The organism is Actinomadura latina NBRC 106108 (assembly GCF_001552195.1).
Classification (GTDB): Bacteria; Actinomycetota; Actinomycetes; order Streptosporangiales; family Streptosporangiaceae; genus Spirillospora; species Spirillospora latina.
Map to the genome: position 1 here is coordinate 845,582 of NZ_BCQS01000005.1, position 14,681 is coordinate 860,262.

The 14,681-nt window shown below is 74.3% G+C and carries 15 protein-coding genes; 5 read left to right on the forward strand and 10 right to left on the reverse strand.

Annotation, left to right across the window (positions count from 1 at the left end):
* The first annotated feature begins 27 nt into the window (after positions 1-27).
* The 3 genes from AL2_RS10290 (at position 28) to AL2_RS10300 (ending at position 4,383) form a co-directional block, all read left to right on the forward strand.
* Positions 28-2,370, forward strand: a complete 2,343-nt coding sequence (locus tag AL2_RS10290) for a beta-glucosidase (RefSeq protein ID WP_067632215.1) — start codon at positions 28-30, stop codon at positions 2,368-2,370.
* Positions 2,371-2,429: 59 nt separating this feature from the next.
* A complete protein-coding gene (locus AL2_RS10295) occupies positions 2,430-3,059 on the forward strand; it encodes a MerR family transcriptional regulator (RefSeq protein WP_067632217.1) in 630 nt (209 codons plus the stop codon).
* A gap of 103 nt (positions 3,060-3,162) precedes the next feature.
* Positions 3,163-4,383: an NAD(P)-binding domain-containing protein gene (locus tag AL2_RS10300; protein ID WP_083946301.1), complete on the forward strand. Its 1,221-nt coding sequence runs from the start codon at positions 3,163-3,165 to the stop codon at positions 4,381-4,383.
* 3 nt (positions 4,384-4,386) lie between these two features.
* Here the strand turns inward: AL2_RS10300 and AL2_RS10305 are convergent, their stop codons facing one another.
* Positions 4,387-5,298 (reverse strand): LysR family transcriptional regulator, encoded by a 912-nt coding sequence (locus tag AL2_RS10305; protein ID WP_067632221.1) that lies wholly within the window; start codon positions 5,296-5,298, stop codon positions 4,387-4,389.
* A gap of 33 nt (positions 5,299-5,331) precedes the next feature.
* On the opposite strand from AL2_RS10305, the gene AL2_RS10310 reads away from it, so the two are divergent.
* A complete protein-coding gene (locus tag AL2_RS10310; protein WP_067632223.1) occupies positions 5,332-6,141 on the forward strand; it encodes an SAM hydrolase/SAM-dependent halogenase family protein in 810 nt (269 codons plus the stop codon).
* Positions 6,142-6,146: 5 nt separating this feature from the next.
* Positions 6,147-6,548, forward strand: a complete 402-nt coding sequence (locus AL2_RS10315; protein WP_157438075.1) for an NUDIX hydrolase — start codon at positions 6,147-6,149, stop codon at positions 6,546-6,548.
* Here the strand turns inward: AL2_RS10315 and AL2_RS10320 are convergent.
* The 9 genes from AL2_RS10320 to AL2_RS10360 form a co-directional block, all read right to left on the reverse strand.
* Positions 6,538-7,911 (reverse strand): NADH-quinone oxidoreductase subunit N, encoded by a 1,374-nt coding sequence (locus AL2_RS10320; protein ID WP_067632227.1) that lies wholly within the window; start codon positions 7,909-7,911, stop codon positions 6,538-6,540. The two genes, AL2_RS10315 and AL2_RS10320, sit on opposite strands and share 11 nt — an antisense overlap.
* On the reverse strand, positions 7,911-9,392 hold the full coding sequence (locus AL2_RS10325; RefSeq protein WP_067632228.1) for a complex I subunit 4 family protein: 1,482 nt from the start codon (positions 9,390-9,392) through the stop codon (positions 7,911-7,913). The genes AL2_RS10320 and AL2_RS10325 overlap by 1 nt, the downstream gene beginning before the upstream one ends.
* A gap of 4 nt (positions 9,393-9,396) precedes the next feature.
* Entirely contained in the window at positions 9,397-11,016 is a 1,620-nt protein-coding gene (locus AL2_RS10330; RefSeq protein WP_067632230.1) for an NADH-quinone oxidoreductase subunit 5 family protein, read from the reverse strand.
* Positions 11,013-11,318, reverse strand: coding sequence for an NADH-quinone oxidoreductase subunit NuoK (nuoK, locus tag AL2_RS10335; RefSeq protein WP_067632232.1), 306 nt, complete (start codon positions 11,316-11,318; stop codon positions 11,013-11,015). Before nuoK ends, AL2_RS10330 begins: the two co-directional genes overlap by 4 nt.
* Positions 11,308-11,814 carry an NADH-quinone oxidoreductase subunit J family protein gene (locus tag AL2_RS10340; protein WP_067632234.1) on the reverse strand — a complete coding sequence of 169 codons (507 nt, stop codon included), beginning with the start codon at positions 11,812-11,814 and terminating at the stop codon, positions 11,308-11,310. The genes nuoK and AL2_RS10340 overlap by 11 nt, the downstream gene beginning before the upstream one ends.
* Positions 11,815-11,824: 10 nt before the next feature.
* Positions 11,825-12,688 (reverse strand): complex I subunit 1 family protein, encoded by an 864-nt coding sequence (locus AL2_RS10345; RefSeq protein ID WP_067632236.1) that lies wholly within the window; start codon positions 12,686-12,688, stop codon positions 11,825-11,827.
* The gene (locus AL2_RS10350; RefSeq protein ID WP_067632238.1) at positions 12,681-13,490 is read right to left on the reverse strand and encodes a hypothetical protein; all 810 of its coding nucleotides are present in this window, start codon (positions 13,488-13,490) and stop codon (positions 12,681-12,683) included. Before AL2_RS10350 ends, AL2_RS10345 begins: the two co-directional genes overlap by 8 nt.
* Entirely contained in the window at positions 13,481-13,825 is a 345-nt protein-coding gene (locus AL2_RS10355) for an NADH-quinone oxidoreductase subunit A (protein ID WP_067632240.1), read from the reverse strand. The genes AL2_RS10350 and AL2_RS10355 overlap by 10 nt, the downstream gene beginning before the upstream one ends.
* Before the next feature lie 328 nt (positions 13,826-14,153).
* The gene (locus AL2_RS10360; protein ID WP_157438076.1) at positions 14,154-14,615 is read right to left on the reverse strand and encodes a helix-turn-helix domain-containing protein; all 462 of its coding nucleotides are present in this window, start codon (positions 14,613-14,615) and stop codon (positions 14,154-14,156) included.
* Positions 14,616-14,681: the final 66 nt, after the last annotated feature.

Consider the following 14,681-nt stretch of genomic DNA (forward strand, 5'->3'; position numbering starts at 1 on the left):
CATGACACCGGAACGTAGAGTCGGCGGATGGACGAATCCCGCCTTCGCGAACGGCTCGCGGACCTCTCCCTCGAGGAGAAGGTCCACCTGCTCACCGGTGACGGGTTCTGGACCCTGCGCCCCGTCCCCCGGATCGGGCTGCGGGGTCTCGTCATGTCGGACGGGCCGTCCGGCGTCCGCGGCACCACCTGGGACGAACGTCACACGAGCCTGCTGTTCCCGAACGCGACCGCGCTGGCCGCCACGTGGGACCCGGCGCTCGCCGAGCGGATCGGGCGGCTGAACGGCGCGCAGGCGCGCGACAAGGGCGTGCACGTCCAGCTGGCCCCGACGATCAACCTGCACCGGACGCCGCTGGGCGGGCGGCACTTCGAGAACTACTCCGAGGACCCGCTGCTCACCGCCCGGATCGGCGCGGCGTTCGTGAAGGGCGTCCAGTCGGCGGGCATCGCGGCGACGGTGAAGCACTTCGTCGGCAACGACTCCGAGACCGCGCGCATGTCCTACGACGCGCGCATCGGCGACGAGGCGCTGGACGAGCTTTACCTGCGCCCGTTCGAGGAGGCGGTGAAGGCGGGCGCGTGGGCGGTCATGGCCGCGTACAACAAGGTCAACGGCACGTCCATGACGGAGAACCGGCCGCTGCTGACGGGCGTGCTGAAGGAGCGCTGGGGCTTCGACGGCGTCGTCGTGTCCGACTGGACGGCGATCCGCTCGACCGGGGAGAGCGCGGACGCGGGCATGGACGTGGAGATGCCCGGCCTCCCCACCAGCCCGTGGCGGGACAGGCTCGTCGCCGCCGTCCGCGCCGGGAAGGTCGCCGAGGAGCTGATCGACGACAAGGTGCTGCGCGTCCTGCGGCTGGCCGCGCGGGTCGGCGCGCTCGACGGCTTCCCCGGGCCGCCTCCGGCGACGACGCCGCCCGACGCCCGCGCCCGGCTGCGGGAGGCGGCGGCCCGGGCCGCCGTGCTGCTGCGGAACGAGGACGGCGCGCTGCCGCTGGACCCGGTGGGCAGGCTCGCCGTGATCGGGCCGAACGCGGTCCGGTTCAGCGCGCAGGGCGGCGGCAGCGCGCACGTCAACCCCGAGCATGTCGTCGACCCGGTCGAGGGGCTGCGGCGGGCGCTCGGGGACGGTACGGAGCTGATCATCCGTCCCGGCGTCTATCCTCACCGCCGCCTGGCTCCGCTGCCGCTCTCCATCGCCACCGACCCGGAGACCGGTGAACGCGGGGTGCGGCTCGACTTCCTCGATCCGGACGGCGCGCTGGTCGAGTCGGAGCACCGCGGGGCGGCCGCCTTCGTCTTCCTCGGCGGCATCCCCGGCGGCACCGCCCGGATCGTCGCCCGCGCGCAGGTGACACCGGACGAGGACGGCGTGCACACGTTCGCGATCGCGGGAGCCGGTGATTTCGAGCTGCGCGTGGGCGAGACGGTCACGGCGGTGACGCTGACGCCCGAACACGGCGATCCCGTCGAGGCGCTGCTGCGTCCGCCGGAGCACCGCGTCGAGGTGGAACTCACGGCGGGCGCGGCGATTCCAGTGGAACTGCACTACGCCCACGCACGCGGACGCTTCGGGACGTCGTTCGGCATCGGCTACCACGAGCCGCACCCGTCCGAGGACGACGCGCTCGCCGCCGCCGTGGCCGCCGCACGCGACGCCGAGGCCGCCGTCGTGGTCGTCGGGACGAACGACGACGTGGAGAGCGAGGGCTTCGACCGCGCGTCCCTCGCGCTCCCCGGGCGCCAGGACGAGCTGGTCTCCGCCGTCGCCGCCGCCAACCCGCGCACGGTCGTGGTCGTGAACGCGGGCGCGCCCGTGCTGATGCCCTGGCGGGACGAGGTCGCCGCCGTCCTGTGGGCGTGGCTGCCGGGCCAGGAGGGCGGGGACGCGATCGCGGACGTCCTCACCGGCGCGGCCGAGCCCGGCGGGCGGCTGCCCACCACCTTCCCGGCCTCGCACGACGGCGTCCTGTCGCCGGTCCCCGCCGAGGACGGGACGCTCGACTACGCCGAGGGCACCGCGATCGGCTACCGGCACTACACGCCCGCCCAGGTCGCGTACCCGTTCGGGCACGGACTCGGCTACACGGCCTGGGAGTACGGGCAGCCGGCCGTCTCGGGCGGGGTCGCGGAGGTGACCGTCCACAACACCGGGAGCCGGGCCGGACGCGAGGTCGTCCAGTGCTACGCGGTCGCGGACGGGTCAGTCCGGCTCGCGGGCTTCGCGGTCGCCGAGGCGGCCCCCGGAGACGCGGTCACGGTCCGTATCGCGCTGGACGAGCGCCTCCCCGGCCGGTGCGAGCTCTGGGCGGGCCGGTCGGTCACCGACCTGCGAACCAGTACAACTCGGACAGACATTGGATAGTGCCAGTATCCAATCCCTCGACCTCGATACCGTTGACCCCCGGTAGAGGGGGTTCGACGGTGCAGATCTCCGAGCTCAGCGATCGGAGCGGGCTGACGGTCCAGACGATCAAGTTCTACATCCGGGAGGGCCTGCTCCCGAAGGGCTCGGCGGTGAGCGCCACGCGCTCGGAGTACGACGGCCGCCATCTGGAGCGGCTGCGGCTGATCAACGCGCTGCGCGAGGTCGGCGACCTGCCGGTGGCGGCGATCCAGCAGATCATCGCCGCCGCCGAGGACGAGCGGGTCGGCCTGCACGACCTGTTCGCCACCAGCCGGCGGGCCATCGGCCCGCACGTCGCCGCGCCGCACGACCCGCACTGGCGGGCGGCCCGCGAGGACGTGGACGCCCTCGTCCGCGAGCTGGACTGGACCGTCGGCGCGGACGCCCCCGCCCGCGATCTCCTCGCGCACACGTTCGTGGCACTGCGCCGCCTCGGCTTCCCCATCACGCTCAAGGACCTGCGCCCCTACGTCAAGGCGGCGGCCGACGTGGCCGAGCACGAGATCGGCCGGGTCGCCGAGGGCGCGCCGCGCGCCCGGACCGTCCACTCGCTGCTCGTCTCCACCGTCCTCTACGAGCAGGTCCTCACGGCGCTGCACCGGCTGGCCCAGGAGGACGCCGCCGCCCGCCGCTTCGGCACCCGCTGACCCCCGCTTCGCCCCATCCCCGAACCCATGCGTGTTGCGCATGGCTACCGTGCGAAATCTTCGCTGGTGTCATGGCCGTGCGGTGCTTAACGTCGATTCCGCCATGACAAGAATCGCTTTTCTCGGACTGGGGCGCATGGGCGCCCCGATGGCCGAGCGGCTCTGCGCCGCCGGCCACGACCTGACCGTCTGGAACCGGACGCCCGGCCGGGCGGCGGCGCTCCCGGGCGCCGCCGAGCGGGCCACCCCCGCCGAGGCCGTCGCGGGCGCCGACCTGGTGATCACGATGCTCACCGACGCGGACGCCGTCGAGCACGTCCTGTTCGGCCCCGGCGGCGCCGCCCCCGCGCTGGAGCCCGGCGCCGTGATCGCCGACATGTCGACGATCGGACCGGACGCCGTCCGCCGCGTCCGGGAACGGCTGCCCGAGGGCACCGGCCACGTGGACGCGCCCGTCTCCGGGAGCGTCCCGCAGGCGGAGGCGGGCGAGCTGGTGATCCTCGCGGGCGCCGCGGACGCCGATCTGGCCCGCTGCGCCGAAGCGTTCGCGGCGCTCGGGACCGTCCGGCACGTCGGCCCGCCCGGCGCGGGCGCCGCGCTCAAGGTGGTGGTGAACAGCGTGCTCGTCGGGAACTTCGCCGTCCTCGGGGAGGCGCTCGCCGTCGCCGGCCGGCTCGGCGTCGACACCGGCCTGGCCCTGGACGCGCTGTCGCGCACCAGCCCGCAGGCCCGGCGGCTGCTGGAGGGCTCCGGCCCGCCGCGCTTCACCCTCGCCCTCGCCGCCAAGGACCTCGACCTCGCCCTGGACGGCACCGGCGAGGGCGGCGTCCTGGCCGCCGTCCGGGCCCGGACGCGGGCCGCGCTCACCGCCGGGCTCGCCGGCCACGACCTCACCGCACTCGCAGACCACATCAGGAGGACCACGGAGATGCGCGTCACCCTCGGCAACCCGGCGGCCGTCCCCGCGCCGCCGAATCCCGCCTACTCCCACACCGCGTACGTCACCCAGGGGCCGATGCTGTACGTGTCGGGGCAGATCGCCCTGGACGAGAACGGCAAGGTGGACGCGCCCGGCGACATGACCCGCCAGTCCGAGGTCGTCTTCTCGCTGCTCGAACGCATCCTCGCCGCGCACGGCGCGGGCTTCGCCGACGTCGTCAACGTCCGCACGTTCCTCACCGACATGGACCTTCGCGGCGAGTACGGGGCCGTCCGGAGGCGGCACTTCACCGGCGCGCCGCCGACCAGCACGACCGTCGAGGTGTCCCGGCTGTTCCACCCGGACGCGCTGATCGAGGTCGAGATCGTCGCCGCGATCCCGTAGCCGTCAGGGCCGCAGGTCCCCGGCCACGTCCCGCAGGTCCGACAGGAACGCGGTGACGGCCGGGGACCTGCGCGCGTGCCGCCCCACCGCCGCGTAGACGGACCGGCGCTGCCGGCCGGACGCCACCGCGCGCAGCACGACGCCCTCCCTCGCCAGGGCCGAGGCGGCCAGCGCCGGGACGAGCGTGACGCCGAACCCCTCCGCGACCAGGCCCAGCTTGGAGATCCATTCGGCGACCCGCAGCGGCGTCTCCGGGACGAACCCGGCGGCCTCGCAGCGGGCGCGCAGCGCGGCGACCGCATCGGGGTCGTCGGCCACGATCCACGGCTCGTCCGCCAGCTCGTGCAGCGGGACGCGGTCGCGGCCGGCGAGCCGGTGCCCGTCCGGCAGCGCGACGAGGAGCGCGTCGTCCAGCAGCGGCACGAGGTCCGCGGCGTCGATCGACGGATGCTTGTACGTGCTGACCAGCACGATGTCGAGGTCGCCCGCCTCCAGCATCGGCAGCAGCCGCTCGGTCGTCCCCTCGCGCAGCAGCGGCCGCACGCCCGGATGGCGGGCCCGGAACCGGGCGAGGGCGCGCGGCACGAGCACGGCGTTCGCGGTGGGGAAGGCGCCGAGCCGCAGCGTCCCGGTGTCGAGGCGGCGCAGCCCGTCGAGGGCGCGGGCGGTGTCGGCGAGCCGGTCGAGGAGGGCGCGCGCGTGCGGCAGCAGGTACTCCCCCGCCGGAGTCGGCCGGACGCCCCGGGCGCCGCGCGCGAACAGCTCCACGCCGCAGACGTCCTCCAGCGCCGCGATCTGCCGGGAGACGGCGGACTGCGTGTAGCCCTCGGCGGCGGCGGCCGCCGTGAAGGACCCGGCGTCGGCGACGGCGACGAAGGTCCGCAGCAGCACCGGATCGAGAGCCTCAGCACGCATCCGCGAAGGATACGGGCCCGGTAGGCTCGGACCATGCCCGGCAGCCGCCCGTTCGTCAGCCTGGCGACCGACTTCGGCGCCGCGTACACGTCCATCTGCGCGGGGGTCGTCCACACGATCGCGCCGGATGCGAACGTGCTGGTGCTGACCGACGAGATCACCCCGTTCGGCGTCCGCGAGGGCGCGATGCTGCTCCGGCAGGCGCTCCCGTACCTGCCGGTCGGCGTGCACACGGGGATCGTCGACCCGGGCGTCGGCACGCCGCGCCGGCCCGTCGCGATCGAGACCGGGCGCGGGGACGTGCTGGTCGGCCCCGACAACGGCCTCCTCCTCCCGGCCGCCGGCGAGCTGGGCGGGGTCGTCCGGGCGCACGCCCTGGAGAACCCGGCGTACCGGCTGCCGGAGGTGTCGGCCTCGTTCCACGGCCGCGACATCTTCTCCCCCGCCGCCGCGCACATCGCCGCCGGCGTCGACGTGGCCGATCTCGGCGCCCCGGTCGTCCCGCTGGCACTGGACGTCCCGCCGCCGGCGATCGCGGACGGGGAACTGACGGCCCCCGTCCTCTACACCGACCGTTTCGGCAGCCTGATCCTGGGCGCCGAGCCCTCCGACCTGGCCGCCGCGTTCGGCGATCTGGCACCGGGAACCCGGCTGCACGTGACCTGGAGGACCGGCGCCGCGCAGCTCACGTTCGAGGAGACCTTCGGCAGCGTCGCCCCGGGCGAGCCGCTCCTGTGGACCGACTCGTCCGGCTGGCTGGGCGTGGCCGTCAACCAGGGCTCGGCGACCGATGCGCTCGGCCTCGCCGGCGCCGAGGCGCTCACGGTCCGGCCGGCACGGTGAGCGGCGTGGCGTTTCTCGATGTGGTCGCATGGGTCGAGGTGTCGGGCGGCCGGATGCTCGCCGTCCGGTCCCGGGGGCGCGACCTGCTCTACCTGCCGGGCGGCAAGCGCGAGCCGGGCGAGGACGACTGGTCGGCCCTGTCCCGCGAGGTCCGCGAGGAGCTCGCCCTTGAGCTGGACAGGGCGTCCTTCCGGGAGCTGGGCGTCATCAGGGCGGCCGCCCATGACCAGCCGGACTTCGCCCGCGTCCGGATGGCCTGCTTCACCGCCGCCCACCGGGGTGTGATGACGCCCTCCGGCGAGGTGGACGAGTACGTCTACGTGGGGCGGGACGAGCGGCACCTGCTCGCCCCGGCGTCCCGGGCCGCACTGGACCTCGCCGCCGGGCACGGCCTGCTCAGCTCGTGAGCGCGAGGCCGCTGCCGATGCCGAGGGCCAGCGAGAACAGCGCGGCGGCGACGGCGGCCGCGGCCGCGCCGCGCGCCGGACGGGACGGGCCGTCCGGCCGCCCGAACAGCGGGACGATCCAGCGCAGGTAGTAGAACACGCTCGCGACCGTGTTCACGGCGGCGGCGACGGCGAGCCAGAGGTAGCCGCCGTCCAGCGCCGCGCCGAACATCAGGACCTTCCCGACGAACACGGCGGTCGGCGGCGTGCCGACGAAGCCGAGCAGGCAGACCACCAGGGACAGCCCGAGCAGCGGGGAGCCGCGCATCAGCCCGGCGTATCCGGCCAGGTCGTCGCGTCCGCGGGCGACGACGACCGCGAACGCGCCCAGGTTCGTCACCGCGTAGGCGGCGACGTAGTACAGCAGCGCGGGCTCGGCCAGGTCGGTGCGCCCGGCCATCGCGACCGGGACGAGGAGGTAGCCCGCCTGGCTGACGGTCGAGTACGCCAGCAGCCGCCGGACGTTGTCCTGCCCGAACGCGGCGAGGTTGCCGAGCGTCATCGTGGCGGCGGCGATCACGGCGACGAGCGCGGGCCAGGACGTCCCGGGCGGCAGGGCCTCGGCGCCGAACCGGTAGAGGGCGGCGAACGCCCCGATCTTCGGGACGGTCGTGACGAACGCGGCGATCGCGGGCGGGGCGCCCTCGGTCACGTCCGGTACCCAGAAATGCCCGGGGACGGCGCCCGCCTTGAACAGCAGCCCCGCGAGCAGCGCGACGGTTCCGGCGGCGACCGCCGCCGGAGGGGCGGCGGCCAGCCCGGCCCGCAGGGCCTGGTACCCGGTGCCGCGCCCCACCCCGGACAGCAGCGTCACCCCGGCGAGCATGAAGACGCCGAGAAGCGCGCCCATCAGGTAGTACTTCAGTGCGGCCTCGGTGCCGGGCGCGTCCTTGCCGAACCCGGCGAGCGCGTAGGCGGGGATGCTCGCCAGCAGGTAGGCGGCGACCAGCACCAGCAGGTCGGACGCGGCGCCCAGCACGATCGTCCCGAGCGCCGACAGCAGGATCAGGACGTAGTGCTCGCTCTCCCGCGGATGGCCGCGCACCCGGCCGGCCGCCAGGACCAGCACGCCGAGGGTCGCGCCCAGCACGGTGATCCGGGTGACGTGCGTGATCGGGTCGAGGGCGAACGAGCCGAACACCGTGAGATCGGCGCGGGTCGCCGCCGCACCCGCGGCGGCCAGTCCGGCGACGAGCCCGGCCGCGCAGATCAGCGCGACCCGCCGCTGCCGCTCGCGGGGCAGGAACAGTCCGTTGACCAGGCCGAGCACGGCCGCGATCAGCACGCACAGCTCGGGCGCGAGGTCGGCGGGATTCTCGTTCATCACCGTCCCACCAGCGCGACGACGGCCGCGGACAGCGGCTCGATCGTGTCGAGGAGGCCGCGCGGCGCGACGCCGATGAGCAGCGACAGGAGCAGCAGCGGGACGAGCGCGGCCAGCTCGGGCCGCCGCACGTCGGTCACCCGCCCGGTCAGCTCACCGGGCGGGCCCAGCACGGCCCGGTGCAGGACGCGCAGGAACAGCGCCGCCGTGATCAGGATCCCGAGGATCGCGAGCGCGCCGGTCACGGCCGCCGCCGTGGTGCCGCTCCCGATCGTCCCGGCGAAGATCTGAAACTCGGCGATGAACCCGGACAGGCCGGGCAGCCCGAGGGACGCGAACGCCGCGACCGCCGTCAGCCCGGCGAGCACGGGCGCGCCGCGCGCGATGCCGCCGAACCGCGTCAGGTCGTAGCTCCCGGCCCGGTCGTGCAGGACACCGCACAGCAGGAACAGGGCGCCGGTGACGAGCCCGTGGCTGACCATCTGCGTCACCGCGCCGGTCACCGCGAGCCGCCGCGCGCCGGCGTCGCCGGACGCGTACCCGGCCGCGCCCAGCGCCAGGACGATGTACCCCATGTGGTTCACGGACGTGTACGCGACGAGCCGCTTCACGTTGTCCTGCGCGAGCGCGACCAGCGCCCCGTACAGGACGCCGACCAGCCCGATGATCAGCATGACCGGCGCGTAGCGGCGCCAGGCGTCCGGCAGCATCGGCATCGCGATCCGGACGAGCCCGTAGGTGCCCATCTTCAGCATGACGCCGGCGAGGATCGCCGACCCGGCGGCGGGCGCGTCGGTGTGCGCGGGCGGCAGCCAGGTGTGGAACGGGACGACGGGCGTCTTGATGCCGAGGCCGATCCCGATCGCGAGGAGCGTCAGCCCGGCCAGGCCCCCGTGCAGCGGCGGGGCACGGGTCAGCTCGACCATGTCGAACGTGTTGGGGTCGGCGCCCAGGTACAGCCCGATGAAGCCGAGCAGCAGGACCAGCGACCCCAGGAACGTGTAGAGGAAGAACTTCAGCGCCGACCGCGACCGGTCGCCATGGCCCCACAGCAGGATCACGAAGTACATGCCGACGATGGACAGGTCGAAGAACACGAAGAACAGCAGCAGGTCCAGGGCGGCGAAGAGCCCCAGGCACACCGTCTCCAGGAAGAGGAACAGGATCGCGAACGCCCGCACCCGGTGCGTCTGCCGCAGCGAGTACACCGCGCAGGCGGCGAACAGCACGGCGGTCAGGGCGAGGAGCGGCAGCGACAGGCCGTCCACGCCGACGTGGTAACCGGCCCGGACGGACGGAATCCACCGCACGTCCGTCTCGGACGACACTCCGGCGCCGGTCCCGTGGGAGACCCACATCCAGGCGACGAGGGCGACCTCGGTGAGGCTGACGCCGATCCACGTCCACGGCACCGCGCGGCTCGGGACGGCCGGCAGCGCGACGGCGACGGCGACAGGCAGGAAGATCGCGACGGTCAGCATCGGCTCACCCGGCCAGGACGGCGACGACGACGAGCACCGCGAGCACGATCGCGGCCTGGGCGAAGTAGACGTGGACCTGCCCGGTCTGCGGGTACCGGGCCAGCGCGCCGAGGCCCCGCGCGGCGCGGCCGACTCCGCCGACCAGGCCGTCCACGCGGATCTCGACCCGGCGTCCGGCCAGGCCCGCCGCCCACCGGCCGCTTCGCGCGACGCCCCGGACGGCGCCGTCCACGATCCGGTCGTCGAGCCGCGCGAGTGCCCGCGCGACCGCGAACGCCGGGCGCACCACCGCGGCGCCGGCGGCCCGCTCCAGATACAGCCACTCCGCCGCCCACCCCGGCGCCGGAGAGCGCCGGACGAGTCCCACCGCACCGACTGTGATCACCGCCAGAGCGCCGGAGAGGGCGATCACCCACACGGCGGGCCCGCTCTCGTGCGGCACCCCGAGCATCCGGCGCCAGGCTCCGGCCACGCCCGGAAGGCCCACCACGCCGAGCACGCCCGCCGTGAAGGCCAGCACGACCAGCGGGACCTGCCCCAGGACGGGCACCCGCACGGCCGTCCCCCCGGCGGGACCGAACACGGCGAACAACGCCTTCGCCGCGTACGCGGCCGACAGCACGGACGCCGCGAGCCCGACCGCGAGCAGCCCGGCCGGGAGTCCCGCGAGCACCTCGTCCTTCGTCACCCACAACGACAGCGGCGGGACGCCCGCCAGCGCGAGCGCCCCCACCCCGAACGCGGCCCCGACGACCCGGTGCCGCCGGGCCGCGCCCCGCAACTCGTCCAGCCGCTGAGTCCCGAGCGCGCTCAGCCACGCGCCCGCACACAGGAACAGCAGGCTCTTCACCGCCGCATGCGCGACCAGGTGGGCAGTGCCGCCGCCCACCGAGCCGGCCCCCGCCCCCAGCACCATGAACCCGATCTGCGAACACGTGGACGCCGCGAGAAGCTGCTTGAGGTCGCGCTGCGCGAGCGCGACCGCACCCAGGACCAAGGCGGTGACCGCGCCCGCCCAGGACACGAACGCATCCGCCCAGCCCGTGGCCGCCAGCAAGGGGTGGACGCGCATCAGCAGGTAGGCGCCGGCGGCGACCATCGTGGCCGAATGCAGCAGAGCCGACACCGGGCTCGGCCCCGACATGGCCCGCGCCAGCCAGAACGAGAACGGAAGCTGCGCCGACTTCCCCAGTGCGGACACCGCGGTCCCGGCCGCGATCAGATCCCGCCAGGGTCCGTCCGCCTGCGCCAGCGCGTCGAGGCGCAGCGAGTGGGCTCCGGCGAGGGCGAACCCGGCGGCCGCGTAAAGGCCCATGTCGGCGGCCCTCGTCGTCAGGAACGCGACGTCCGCCGACCGGACCCGTTCCGCGTCCGACCACACGTAGCCGATGAGCGCGTACGACATCGCGCCCATGACCTCCCAGCCCATCAGCAGCATGAGCAGGTCGGTCGCGGTGACCGTGACCGCCATCGCCGCCGCGAACAGCAGCATCAGCCCGTAGAAGCGCACGCCGTACCGCTCCCCGGCCGCGAAGGCGAGGACCGCCGCCAGGACGACGGCCAGGGTCACGAGCAGCACGGCGGACAACCCGTCCACCGCGAGCCCGCCCAGCCGGAGGATCATCCGCGCAGCTCCCCCGCGTCATCGGTCATGTCGACCTCCCGGGTCCGGAACAGCGCCGTGACCACGGCGAAGCCCATGGCCATCTCCAGCGCCATCACGGTGATCGCGACGAGGACGAGGACCTGCCCGTCCGGCAGGCCGGGCGACACCCAGTGCCAGAACCCGGCCGCCGCGACCACCACGCCGTTGACCATGAGTTCGAGACCCATCATCAGCATCACGATCGACTGCTGGGACAGCGCCCCGAACAGCCCGACGCAGAACAGCGCGGCGGCGAGCAGCAGGAACGCCTCAAGCGTCATGGTCGTACCGCCCCCGATCCGTGGCCAGCACCACGGTCGCGATCATGGTGGCCAGGATCGCGACGCCGATCACCATCATCACCATCATCTTCGGTCCCATGATCGACTCACCGAGCGCGAACGCCGGGTCGCGGGGCGGGCGTCCCGCCCGCTCCGGCCACGGAACCGCGAAGATCCCCGCGGCCAGCGCGGCGAACGCGGCGCCCGAGATGGCGAGCGCGCCCCGCTTGTTGTGCAGCATCGACATCGGCATCAGCCCGGCCGGGTTCATCATGTACATGACCATGAAGACCGCCATCACCAGCATCTCCATGATCATCATCAGGATCACCAGCACGCCCAGGTAGTGCAGGTCGATGAGCAGCAGTTCGGCGCCCACGCACAGGAAGGACGCGAGCAGCGAGAACGTCGCCCGCGCCATCGAGTCCACGGCGAAGACCGCGACGCCGAACCCGACGGCGGCGACGGCGAGCACCCAGAACGCGACGGCCTCCACCGGCCCCTCCTCACACGACGACGATCCCGACGACGAGCATCTGCAGCAGCGTGGCCGGGATCAGCACCGTCCACGCCGCCGTCATGAACCGGTCCATGCGCAGCGTCGGCACCCGTCCCCGCGTCCACACCAGCAGGGCCAGGACGGCGCAGGTCTTCACCGCCGACCACAGCCACCCCGGCAGCAGCGGGCCCGCCCCGCCGCCGAGGAACAGCGGCACGGCGACGGCCGCCGCCACCGTGAGCAGCCCGTACCGTCCGGCCAGGAAGACGAGCCGGTCGGGCCCGGACAGCTCGGCCATCGCTCCCCCGGCCAGGTCGCCGCCCACCGGATGGTCGAACGGGCCCCAGAACGTCATCCCGAGCGCCGAGACCAGGTAGACGGCGAACGCGACGGGCATCCACACCCCGAACCACAGCCCGTCCTGCGCCGCCGCGATGACCCGGAGGTCCAGCGAGTGGGCGGCCAGCGCGGCGGTGATGAGCGCGAACATGTGCGGCAGTTCGTAGGCGAGTCCCTGCGCGAGGAACCGGTAGCCGCCGGCCAGCGCGTACGCCGAGTTGACGCCCCAGCCCGCCAGCCACACCGATCCCCAGGCGACGACCTCCATCGCGTTGAACCAGACGACGCCGACGCCCGCCTCGACCGCGACCCGGTCGCCGAACGGCACGACCAGCGCCGCAAGCGCCGCCGCCACCGGCAGCGAGATGACCCCCACCTTCGTCAGCAGCCAGTCGGACGCGGCGGTCACGCGCCGCTGCAGGGTCAGCAGCCGCACCGCCTCCTGGAACGGCGCGGCGGGACGTCCCGCCAGCGCCCCGCTCAGCGTCGCCGCAGCGACCGCCAGCACCCCGAGGACGACGACCTCAGCCATCGATCGCCCCCAGGTCCGGGTCGAGGCTCGCCACGATCAGCCGCGCCTCGGCGAGCCCCGCCCCCGCCAGCAGCGACGGCAGCGCCTCAAGCGACTCCCGCGGCCTCCCGTCCGCGCCCTCGATCTCCCGGAGCCACCCCTCGACGCGCTCCCGGACGTCCCCGACACCGCGCGTCATCCACCGCAGAGCGGGCGACCGCCGGACCCTCCGGACGAACGCCCCGAGCCGCGCGCCGGCCGCACCGTCCAGGGCTTCGTCGCGCAGCACCGCGGCCCGCTCCCCCGCCACGTCCCACCCGGCGACGCGCAGGAACCGCGAGAGGCTGTCGAGCCGAGCCGCCACCCGCCGGTCCTCCGTCCAGAAGGTCCCCTCCGCACGGTCGACGGCCGAGGCCTCCGCGGCTTGGACGACGTCCCCCTGCAACGTCAGATCGACGCGCAGACCAGCAGGCCAGTACGGCAGCACGGGGCCGAGCGGCACGTGCAGGACGTCCAGCCGCAGCCCGTCCCGGTCATCGCCCCGCTCGGCCATGCCGGCGTCGAGCTCCAACGCGGGACGCCCGCCGCCGCCGGCACCGTCCAGCCCTCGGACCCGCGGCTCCGGCATGTCCCGCCACACGGTCTCGATGGCCTCGGCCAGCGCCGCCCCGGGATTCCCGCAGACGACGAGCATCCCCGTCTCCGCCGGGGACAGCGCGGGCCGCCACCGGCGGCGCCGCAACTCGGCCTCGACCGCGAGCCTGTCCCGCGTCCCGTCCGCCGCGGACACGACGAACGGGCGCGGATCACCTCTCAGGTCCACCGCAGCGCCCCCTCCCGCCACGCGTAGAGGACGCCGACCAGCAGCAGCGCCAGGAAGGCGAACATCTCCACGACGGCCTTCACGCCCACGGACGCCACGACGAGCGCCCACGGAAACATGAAGACCATCTCCATGTCGAAGGCGAGGAACAGCATCGACACCGTGTACCAGCGCACGTGGAAACGGGACAGCGCGTGCTCGGCCGGGCGGGCCCCCGACAGGAACGGCCCGGCCTCGAACGACCGCGGCGCGACCGCGAACGACACCGCGTAGACCGCCGCGACGACCGCCCCGACCAGCCCCAGCACCGACAGAACGACGGCGTACGGCGGCATGGCGTCTCCTGGACGGGGCGGCAGGACGGCTAGTCCGCCTTTACCTGATCAGGGCACCGCCGAAACATCGCCTATCCCGAGATGTCCACGCCCTCCGGCCGGCGGGCCCGGCGGCGCCGCAGCCGCGATCCCCGTGCTGTTCGGCTGCCTGGTCGGGCTGCGGGTCCCGGACGGCCAGGTCGGCGCGGCCCTCGCCTGGGTGGGCGCGGCACCGGCCGCGGTGTTCGCGGTCGAACTGTGGGGCGAGACCGACCTGACGTCCCGCCCGTGGCCCGGCGCGCACCTGCTCTACCTGGCGGGTGCCGGCCGTCCTCGCCTACGTGTCGCGTTAGGGCTTGCGCTCGCGGTCGGCGGCGGCCGCGGCGAGGATCATCTCGTCGACGACCCAGCGGGCGCGCGGGGACAGGTCGACGAGGGCGCGCAGCACCTCGGGCCGGATGACGCCCTGCTCGACGTCCCGCTGCAGCGCCTTGATCGTCAGGTCGTCGCCGATGGGCGCGGACTCGCCCGCGAACCCGAAGAACCCGATCGGCACGCCGAAGAACGTGGCGAGCGCGGTCAGCGTCTTGAGCTGCGGGTTCTCCTGCCGCCCGGTGCGCAGTTTCCAGACGGTGGTGGACGAGATGTCCTCCCCGGTGGCGCGCGCGATGGCCGCCGCCGTCTCGACGTTGTTGCGCGGCGCCTCCGCGTCCGCCGGCCACAGGTTCCGGATCAGCCATTCGACCTTCTCGGCCAGTGACGCCCCCGGCGAGATCCCGTCCGCGTGCTCCCGCATCATGCCCCTCCCCATGTCAGTGATTTTAGTTGACCACATCCGAGCTCGTCAGCCAAGGACACGCGGCCGAACCGATCCCGC